7 protein-coding genes and 1 pseudogene are annotated in these 8,465 nt (G+C 70.1%); 5 read left to right on the forward strand and 3 right to left on the reverse strand.

The window, feature by feature from the left end; genetic code table 11:
* Genes CCR87_RS06570 through CCR87_RS06585 form a run of 4 tightly spaced genes read left to right on the forward strand, consistent with a single transcriptional unit; the run spans position 1 to position 4,413 of the window.
* Positions 1–954: an ABC transporter permease gene (locus CCR87_RS06570; RefSeq protein ID WP_201156762.1), complete on the forward strand. Its 954-nt coding sequence runs from the start codon at positions 1–3 to the stop codon at positions 952–954.
* On the forward strand, positions 954–1,751 hold the full coding sequence (locus CCR87_RS06575; RefSeq protein WP_242511890.1) for an ABC transporter permease: 798 nt from the start codon (positions 954–956) through the stop codon (positions 1,749–1,751). The genes CCR87_RS06570 and CCR87_RS06575 overlap by 1 nt, the downstream gene beginning before the upstream one ends.
* A gap of 23 nt (positions 1,752–1,774) precedes the next feature.
* Complete coding sequence (hisD, locus tag CCR87_RS06580; RefSeq protein ID WP_201156764.1) at positions 1,775–3,100, forward strand: histidinol dehydrogenase; 1,326 nt, start codon at positions 1,775–1,777, stop codon at positions 3,098–3,100.
* The gene (locus tag CCR87_RS06585; RefSeq protein ID WP_201156765.1) at positions 3,097–4,413 is read left to right on the forward strand and encodes a hypothetical protein; all 1,317 of its coding nucleotides are present in this window, start codon (positions 3,097–3,099) and stop codon (positions 4,411–4,413) included. The genes hisD and CCR87_RS06585 overlap by 4 nt, the downstream gene beginning before the upstream one ends.
* Here the strand turns inward: CCR87_RS06585 and CCR87_RS06590 are convergent.
* On the reverse strand, positions 4,410–5,540 hold the full coding sequence (locus CCR87_RS06590) for a serine hydrolase domain-containing protein (RefSeq protein WP_201156766.1): 1,131 nt from the start codon (positions 5,538–5,540) through the stop codon (positions 4,410–4,412). The two genes, CCR87_RS06585 and CCR87_RS06590, sit on opposite strands and share 4 nt — an antisense overlap.
* 85 nt (positions 5,541–5,625) lie before the next feature.
* Positions 5,626–6,824: pseudogene (locus CCR87_RS06595) on the reverse strand (IS256 family transposase).
* 331 nt (positions 6,825–7,155) lie between these two features.
* Here CCR87_RS06595 and CCR87_RS06600 point away from each other — a divergent pair.
* Positions 7,156–8,040 carry a VPLPA-CTERM sorting domain-containing protein gene (locus tag CCR87_RS06600; RefSeq protein ID WP_201156767.1) on the forward strand — a complete coding sequence of 295 codons (885 nt, stop codon included), beginning with the start codon at positions 7,156–7,158 and terminating at the stop codon, positions 8,038–8,040.
* A gap of 196 nt (positions 8,041–8,236) precedes the next feature.
* Here the strand turns inward: CCR87_RS06600 and CCR87_RS06605 are convergent.
* Positions 8,237–8,465 (reverse strand): hypothetical protein (locus CCR87_RS06605; protein WP_201156768.1); only part of this gene is annotated, 229 nt, incomplete at its 5' end.

Raw genomic sequence — 8,465 nt, forward strand, 5'->3', positions numbered from 1 at the left:
ATGCCCCCCGCACCCCACCCGGCCCCGCTTGCGACCCGCGCGCGCTGGCGCGTCGTCGACGCGCTTGACGCGGCCACCGGCGCGCTGCGTCCGGCGCGCGGGCTGCTGCCGTACCTGTACCTGCTGCCGGCCTTCGCGATCATCCTGGTGATCGTGGCGGGGCTTTATTACATCGGGGATGCCAGCCTGCGGGTTCTGGACCGCGCGACCTTCCGCCCGTCCGAGGACCTCAGCCTGACGAACTTCGTCAACATCTATGAGCGCGCGGGCTACCGCTCGGTGATGTGGCGGACGTTCCAGGGGGCGGCGATCGTCACGGCGGTGTGCCTGCTGCTGGCGTTTCCCTATGCCTATCTGATGGTGCGCACGCCCTCGCGGCTGTTGCGCAAGGTGCTGCTGTTCAACCTGTTCCTGCCGTTCTTTCTGGGCCAGGTGGTGCGCGCCTATGGCTGGCTGATCATCCTTGGCCAGCAGGGGCTGGTGAACACCACGCTGGCGGGGCTGGGGCTGCCGGGGGTGTCGATCCTTTATACCAACACCGCCGTGGTGATCGGGCTGATCCAGTACATGCTGCCGTTCGCGGTGCTGATGCTGGCGCCCGCGCTGACCGCCATCGACAGCGATATCGAGGCCGCCTCCGAAAGCCTGGGCGCGCGCTGGTGGCAGACGCTGTGGCATGTGGTGCTGCCGCTGGCGCGGCCGGGGATCGTGGCGGCGGTGGTGGTGGTGTTCACCATCACGCTGACGGAATTCGCCATCCCCGCGATCCTGGGCGGTGGCACCAACGACTATGTGGCGAACGCGATCTATGACGCGTTCTTCCGGGTCAGCGACATGGGCGCGGGCTCGGCGCTGGGGATCGTGCTGATCGTGATCGGCACCACGCTGGCGGCGGGGCTGTTCGCGGCCCTCGGCACCGGCACCATGGGCATCGGACGGGGGGCACGGACATGATGCGGGCTGCACCCTTTCGCATCCTGGTGTGGACGGTGGTGATCTTCAACATCGTCTTTCTGGGCCTGCCGACGGTGGTGATCGTGGCGGCGTCCTTCACCGCGGGGGACATGCTGACCTTCCCCCCCGAGGGGCTGTCGCTGCGCTGGTACGCGCGGCTGGCGGGCATGCGCGAGTTTCAGGAGGCGCTGCTGCGCAGCCTGTACGTCGCGGCGATCTGCACGGCCTTCGCGATCCCGGCGGGCACGCTGGCGGCGCTGGCGATGGTGCGCCACCGGCTGCGGTTCGCGCGCACCTTGCAGCTGTATTTCCTGCTGCCGTTCACCGTGCCGCTGGTCGTGTCGGGCATCGGCATGATGTATGTGTTCGGCGAGGCCGGCGTTCTGGGTCGCCTCTGGCCGGTGGGGCTGGCGGCCTGTGCGATCAACCTGCCGTTCATGATCTGGTCGGTCAGCGCCTCGGTCAACCGCCTCGACCCGGATCTGGAGAACGCGGCGGCGAACTGCGGCGCGACCCCGGTGCAGGCGTTCTTTTCCGTCACCATCCCGGCGCTGATGCCCGGGATCATCACCGGGGCGCTGTTGATGTTCATCCTGGCGATGAACGAGTTCATCGTGTCGATCTTTCTGGTGGACGCGCGGATCGTGACGCTGCCGGTGTGGATGTTCACCTCGATCCGCAACATCATCACGCCGGATCTGGCGGCGGTGTCGGTGGTCTACATCATCTTTGCGCTCGTCTCGATCTGGGCCCTCGACCGCTGGGTCGGGCTCGATATCTTCCTGCGCTCGCGGTAGGGCGCCCAAGCCACGGACCGGACATGACCGACATCACCGTCAAGCACCTCGCGACCCTTTCGCCGGCCGACCGCGCCGCCCTCGTGCGCCGCTCCGAGGCGGACCTGTCGCGCTTCCTCGACGGCGCCGCCGCGATCATCGAGGAGGTGCGCACGGGCGGCGACGCGGCGCTGGTGCGCCTGGGCCGCACCCTCGACCACGCCGAGGGGCTGGAGGCATCCGCCCTGCGCGCCACCGAGGCCGAGGTCGACCGCGCCTTCGACAGCGTCCCGGCCGAGGTGATCGCGGCCATCGAATACGGCATCGCCAACATCCGCGACTTCCACCGCGAACAGGTGCCCGAGCCGATGTGGCTCAAGGAGATCCGCCCCGGCGCCTTTGCCGGCGACCGCTGGACGCCGATCACGTCGGTCGCGCTCTATGTGCCGCGCGGCAAGGGGGCGTTTCCGTCGGTGACGATGATGACGGCGGTGCCCGCGGTGGTCGCGGGCGTGCCGGAGGCTGCGATCTTCACCCCGCCCGGCCCCGATGGCGGGGTCGATGCCGCGACGCTGGTGGCGGCCCGGCTGGCGGGGGTGCACACGGTCTACAAATGCGGCGGCGCGCAGGCCGTGGCCGCCGCCGCGCTGGGAACCGAGACCGTGCGCCCGGCGCGCAAGATCGTCGGCCCCGGCAGCCCGTGGGTGGTCGCGGCCAAGCGGCTGCTGGCGGATGTGATCGACACCGGCCTGCCGGCGGGTCCGTCCGAGGTGGTGATCCTGGCCGATGACACGGTGCACGGCGGGCTGGCCGCGCTGGATCTGCTGATCGAGGCCGAGCACGGGCCCGACAGCTCCGCCTGGCTGGTCACCCCGTCCGAACGGGTCATGGCCGAGGCGCTGGAGGCGCTGCCGCGCCACCTGGCGCAGATGGACCCGCAGCGCGCGGGCTTCGCGCGCGCGGTGCTGGGCGGGCCCGCGGGGGGGATCGTGCTGGCGCGCGACATGGCCGACGCCATCGCCTTCGTGAACGCCTACGCCCCCGAGCATCTGGAGATCCTGTCGGAAACCCCCTTCGAGTATCTGGGCGAGATCACCGAGGCCGCCGAGATCCTGCTGGGCACCCGCACGCCCAACGCCATCGCCAACTATGTGCTGGGGCCGAACGCGGTGCTGCCGACCTCGCGCGGGGCTGCGACCTACGGGCCGCTGTCGGTGACGGATTTCATGAAGCGCAGCTCGGTCGGTTATGTCACCGCCAAGGGCTATGACGAGATGGCCGCGCGCACCCGCACCCTGGCGGCGTACGAGGGGTTTTCGTCGCACGCCAACGCGGTCGGGCCGATGCGCACCGCGTACCTGAAGCGGTGAGCGGCGCCCGCCCTCCTTCGCGTACCGGCGCGATCCGCGCGCTGGCCGCCCGCGACCGCCCCGCCGCCGAGGCCGCGCTGGCAGCCCTGATGGCCGATCTGTTCGGCCTTGTGCCGCAGGGGCTGGCGATCAACGCCGACCGGTATTCGCTCAACTCCCTCAACGGAACGTTCGACGCGGACGGGCGCGGCTATTTCTTCAAGTTCCATCAGGAGGACGGCGAGGAGGAGATGACCGGCGAATACTACCGCGCCGACATCCTCGCGCGCGCGGGGCTGCCGGTGGACCGGCCGCTGCATGTCTCGCGGCTGCCGGGGGAGCAGGTGCTGGTCTATGCCCGGCGGTCCGATCCGCGTGCCTCGGACGTGCTGCTGGATCTGGACCACGCGCCGGACCCGCAGGCGGCGCGCGCCATCCTCGCCGCCGAGGCCGCGCTGAACGCCCATCTGCTGGCGGTGGCGACGGCCACGCTGCGCCCCATCACCCCCGAGCAGTCGCGCGCCGAGCCGATCCACCGGCTGTTTCACCAGCGCCTCGTGGACCCGCCGCAAGGTGCGTATCCCGGCGGGCGGCTGGCGGCGTTCTATGTCGGGCGGCGGTTCGACCTGCCGGGGCTGGGCACGGTGGGCTGGGACGACATCGCGCATCTGCGCCCGGTGGTGAACGGCACCGAGCACCGCCGCAGCCTGGCTGGGTGTTTCGACGCCGCGCACCGGCGCCTTGCCCCCGAGCGGCTGGCCGACGCGGGCGGGATCGTCGCGCATGGCGACGCGCACAACGCCAATGTCTGGTACGAAGGGCACGGCCCCGACGCCCGGCTGACGCTGTTCGATCCGGCCTTTGCCGGGGATGCGGTGCCGTCGCTGCTGGCCGAGGTCAAGGCGACGTTCCACAACACCCTCGCGCATCCGTTCTGGCTGTATGATCCGGCGACGGCCGCGCGGCGGTATGGGGCGCGGGTGGCGATCGACGGGGCGTACCTGCGCATCGATACCGACTGGGCGCCCAACGCGCTGCGCCGCGCGCTGCTGGGGGTCAAGCGTGACAGCTTCTGGCGGCCGTGGATCGCCCATCTGGCCGCGCGCGACCTGCTGCCCGACGACTGGTCCGAGGTCATCCGCCTCGCGCTGTTCCTGTCGCCCACGCTGGTGATGAACCTGCGCGCCGATGCCGCCGACGCGGGGTGCCGGCACACGCCGGTCAGCTCGGCCATCGGGCTGGGGGTGGCGCTGGCGGCGGGCAGCGCGCCAGTTGCGGGGCCAGATGCCGGAGGGGATCCGGTCTCGGAGTTTCTGGACGCGATCGCGCCCTAGGGGTCGGTCAGCGCCGCCAGCACGCTGGCCACCAGCCCGTCGGCGGCGTCCTTGTGGACCCAGCGCGCGACCATCACGATGTCCAGCGCGGGATCGACCCAGACGATGTTCTGCCCCGCCCCCAGCGCCATCACCGACGTCGCGGGCGCCGAGGGCAGCAGCCTGCGGTCGGTATTGAGCCACCACATGAAGCCATAGAGCGGGTTGACCGGGCACGGCGTCAGCATCCGGTCGATCCAGTCGGCCGGGACCAGCTGGCGCGCGCCCCAGCGCCCCTTGCGCGCGATCAGCAGGCCGAAGCGGGCCAGCGTCTCGGTCGGGATCTGGAACCCGCCGCCCCAGTGGCTGCCGCCCGAGACCGACTCCATCTCGCGCCCGTCGATCACCACGCGCGAGGTGTGGTAGCCGTGCCAGACCCAGTCGGAGGCGCCGATGGGCCGCATGATGGCGTCCTCCAGCACCTCCGGCAGCGGCGCGCGGAACACCTGCATCAGGCTGAGGCTGAGGCGGTTGACCCGCACGTCGTTGTATTCCCAATGCGTGCCCGGCGCGGCCAGCGTGCGCGCGCTGCCCTTGGCGGTGTTCACCGCGCCCGGTCCGATCTGGCGGTTGCGATCGACGCTGTCGGGCTTGCCCCACAGGGTGCCCTCCCACTCGCTGGTCTGGTGCAGCAGGTGGCGCCATGTGATGCGCGCGTTGTGGGCCCCGGCAAAGCCGTCGTCCAGCGCATACGCCCCCGCGCGATCATCGAGCGTGCGGATCAGCCCGCGCGCCTCGGCCAGGCCCGCCAGCACGCCAAGGAAGCTCTTGGCGACGGAAAACGTCATGTCGGGGCGGGTGATGTCGCCCCATTGCGCCACGATGCGCCCGCCGCGCAGGATCATCCCGGCCGGGCCGCCGCGCGGCCTGACCGGGCCGATGACGGTGTTGTGGGGCGGCTTCTCGTCGATGCAGGCGGTGCCGACATACGCCCCGTCGGGCATGTACATGCTGACCGGCCAGTCCGATTCATGCGCTGCGTGGAACGCCGCGACCCGCGCCAGCGCGCGGGCGTCGAACCCCGCCTGCGGCGGCGCCACCCGCTGCCAGCCCGCCAGATCGCCGGGAACATAGGTCGATGCGGTCATGGCGCGTGTCCCCTTTGCCGCCGGGCTGGATCATGTCCCGGGGCGTGGTGTATGAGCGTCGACCTTCGGAGAGGTCCGGGTCTGGTCAGGTTGCCACGGCGGGCAGCCTGACGGTGGGATTGTCGGTGACGCGGGCGAGGGTTTCAAGTGACATGTAGCGTCGCGCCACGGTCCATTCGTCGTTGGTCTCCAGCATGAGCGCGCCGACCAGGCGGATGATGGCGCCGTCGTTGGGGAAGATCCCGATGACGTCGGCGCGGCGCTTGATCTCGCGGTTCACCCTTTCCAGCGGGTTCGTGCTGGCAATCTGGGTCCAATGCTCGCGCGGAAAGTCCATGTAGGCCAGCACGTCGTCGCGCGAAGCGTCCATGAAGGCGCCGAGCTTGTCCTGCTTCTCGCGGAGTGCATCGGCGACGGTGCCCCACTGGGCCAGCGCCTCGGCCTTGGTTTGCCTCGGGCGAAGATCGTCTTCAGCATCGCCGCCACCGCCGTTCGCTGTTTGGCCGGGGCATGGGCGAGGGCGTTCCTCATCCAGTGAATGCGGCATCTCTGGTGGGTAGCGTTGAACACCCGGCGCGCGGCGGCGCGCAGGCCCTTGTGGTCGTCGGCAATGACCAGCTTCACGCCCCGCAGGCCGCGGTCAGCCAGCGAGCGTAGGAACCCGGTCCAGAAGGTTTCAGCCTCGGAGGGGCCGGTGGCGACGCCCAGCACCTCGCGCTTGCCGTCCTCGTTCACGGCGACGGCCACTATCACGGCACGGCTGACGATGCGCCCGCCCTCGCGCACCTTCACATAGGTCGCATCGAGCCAGAGATAGGGCCACGCGCCTTCCAGCGGCCGGGTCAGAAAGGCGTTCACCCGCCCGTCGATATCCGCGCAGAGGCGGCTGACCTGGCTCTTGGACATGCCGCCCGCGCCCATGGCCTTGACCAGGTCGTCCACGGACCGGGTCGAAACGCCGTGGACATAGGCTTCCTGGATGACGGCCACGAGGGCCTTCTCAGCCGTGCGGCGCGGCTCCAGGAAGCTGGGGAAGTAGCTGCCCTTGCGCAGCTTGGGGATCTCCAACTCGATCCGCCCCGCGCGCGTGTCCCAATCGCGGTCGCGGTAGCCATTGCGCTGAACCTCCCGCACCGGCGAGCGGGCGCCCTTGGCCGCACCCGTCCGGGCCTCCACCTCCGCTTCCATGATCCGCTCGGCCGCATAGGCCAGCATCTCGCGCACGAGGTCGCCGTCTGCCTGCTTCTCAACCAGATCAAGCAGCGCCATTCTGTCGTCGGTCATCGTCATCTCCGTTTCAGGTTCCAGGCTTCGCAACCCGAACCTTCTCCGAAGATCGACGGTGACCGCCAGCGGCACCGCCGGCCGCGCGCTGCGCTACGCCAATGGCTCCGCGCGCGGCCTCCTCCTACACCACCACCGGGGACACAGCCCCGGGCTCTTTGCGGGCCGTGCCCGCACCATAGGGCGCCGCACCGGCAAAGGTCCAGCATCCGGCCCCCCCCTTTGGCCAACGTCCATGATGCCGCACCCGCGTCATGCCCGTTGACTCGACTCAAGGGCGCCGCGCATGAACGATGATCTTCGTTAACCATTTTATAACGGCAGGCCCCGCATGACCCGGTCCCACCGCATCCTTGCAACCGCCCTCGGCCTTGTCTGCGCGGGGGTGATGGCGTTGCCCACGGCGCAGGCACAGTCCCTGCTGGAGGGGCTGCACGGCGAGGTCTGGTGGCGGACCGACCTCTATGAAGATACCGCCCTGTTCAGGACCGTGGACAGCTTCGGCCGCCTTGCGGCCGTCCAGCGCGTCAAGGACAACATCCTGCCGCGCGCGGCGGCCGTGTTCGACAGCCGGCCGGCCGATGGCACCTTTGTCGCCCGCGCCATCGACTATCCCCAGGGGGAATTCACGGATACGATCCAATCCACCGACGACGCGGCCAAGGGTCTGGTCGGCGCCCCGGTCAGCGACTTTCTGGGCGCCGACTGGCCCGGCTTCACCGCCCATGTGCCCATCCCCGCCACCCAGCCGCTGAACCGGTCGCTGTGGCGCTTTACCGGGGTGCTGCGGCTGCAGCCGGGTGTCGCGTATGAATTCCGCATCCGCTCGGACGACGGCAACGGCACCTGGTTCGGGCCGAAAAGCCCGGAGGTCGACCTCCTCGACACCAGCAGCTTCCGCGCCTCCGGCACCTTCAACCCCAGCGATCCCAACGCGATCTGCTGCCGCATCCGGGTGACGCCCGACGAAACCGGCCTCGTCGATTTCACCATGATCTTTTATGAACGCTATGGCGTGACCGGGCTGCGCATGCGCTATTCGACCGAGGTCGACGGAAACGGAGATTTCGTGAATTTCACCACCGCGGGCGGCGAGATGCTGGCGCGCGACAGCGGCGTGGGTGTCATTCCGTTGCCGGCGTCGGCGGTGTTGCTTCTGACGGGGCTGTTCGGGCTGGGCCTCGTGGCGCGGAGCCGGCGGGCGCGCGCGGCCTGAGAAACCGGGCGCGCCCCGTTTCCTGCGGCATTTCCTGTTGCATTTCCCGTAGCATTTCCCATCTGGGGGGCGTCCGGATGCGCTCCCGGGATCGGTGCATTTCGATGTGAAACCGCCCTGCGCCCCTTATTCCGGCATCCATCGTTTCCCCCCGCGGAACCGGATCGGGCGTGCCGCCGGATGACGCGCCCGAGGGTCAGTCCACCGAATAGCTGATGCGCTTGTGCAGCCGCCGCCGCGACCGGCCGCGCCGCGCGCCGCGACTTTGGCCGGACACCGCCTCGGCCACGGTTCTGGACTGCAACAGCATCGCCTCGGACAGGGTCTGCACCACGGCCATGGCCTGCGGGCCGTCCTCGGGGGCGTGGGGGGGGGCGGCCCGCTGGGCGCGGCGCAGCTCGGCCGCCACGACCAGCGGGCTTTCG

This window comes from Rhodobaculum claviforme, from assembly GCF_016653255.1.
Classification (GTDB): domain Bacteria; phylum Pseudomonadota; class Alphaproteobacteria; order Rhodobacterales; family Rhodobacteraceae; genus Rhodobaculum; species Rhodobaculum claviforme.

Coding starts and splice junctions, on each gene's coding strand:
- CCR87_RS06570 (WP_201156762.1), top strand. CDS start 1: ATGCCCCCCGCACCCCACCCGGCCCCGCTTGCGACCCGCGCGCGCTGG.
- CCR87_RS06575 (WP_242511890.1), top strand. CDS start 954: ATGCGGGCTGCACCCTTTCGCATCCTGGTGTGGACGGTGGTGATCTTC.
- hisD (WP_201156764.1), top strand. CDS start 1,775: ATGACCGACATCACCGTCAAGCACCTCGCGACCCTTTCGCCGGCCGAC.
- CCR87_RS06590 (WP_201156766.1), bottom strand. CDS start 5,540: ATGACCGCATCGACCTATGTTCCCGGCGATCTGGCGGGCTGGCAGCGG.
- CCR87_RS06600 (WP_201156767.1), top strand. CDS start 7,156: ATGACCCGGTCCCACCGCATCCTTGCAACCGCCCTCGGCCTTGTCTGC.